This window comes from Psychrobacter sp. 1U2 (assembly GCF_051847575.1).
This window is the reverse complement of record NZ_JBPYDC010001185.1, coordinates 1-676: the sequence shown is the minus strand read 5'-3', so window position 1 is coordinate 676 and position 676 is coordinate 1. Positions and strand designations below refer to the sequence as shown.

Below are 676 nucleotides of genomic sequence, written 5' to 3'. Positions count from 1 at the left end.
TTACGCAGTCGTGCATGGTTTAGATACTGAGCAAATCATTAAAGGCGTTTGTTTAGACCCAAGGGTGGGAAACTTTTATAACAATCCATCCTTTGGTTACGGTGGTTATTGCCTACCTAAAGATACCCAGCAGCTATTGGCTAATTATGAAAATGTACCGCAGAATTTAATACAGGCAGTGGTTTCATCAAACAATACTCGTAAAGAATTCATCGCTAATGATATAGTGTCGAGTAATCCAAAGGTCGTTGGTACTTATCGTTTAATAATGAAAGCGGGCTCTGATAATTTCCGTGCGTCAGCGATTCAAGGTATTATCAAACACTTAAAACGACTAGGTACGACTGTTATTGTTTATGAACCCAAGTCTGATGAAGCTAGTTTCTTAGGCTGTGAGATTGTAAATGACTTAGATACGTTTAAGAGCAAATCAGATATTATCGTAGCCAATCGACTCTCAGAAGAGTTAGAAGACAGCTTGGATAAAATATATACTCGAGATCTATCAGGTTCAGACTATTAATTAGGCCTTTATTTGAAATACTTTACCTACGTTAGGCACAAGCAGTTTACTCATGCTCTAGCAGCGTTAAAGCCTAGGATGCGCTATATTAGTGCTAAGCGACGTTGGTATGCAGCGCGCTTAGGCTTATATCGTACTGTTTCAAAACATTCC

Annotated in this window: 1 protein-coding gene; it reads left to right on the top strand. The window is 38.8% G+C overall.

Features of this window, described 5'->3' with window-relative positions; all coding sequences use genetic code 11:
* On the top strand, positions 1-523 hold a 523-nt coding region (locus ACS8FD_RS21100), incomplete at its 5' end, for a UDP binding domain-containing protein (protein ID WP_439277307.1).
* Positions 524-676: the final 153 nt, after the last annotated feature.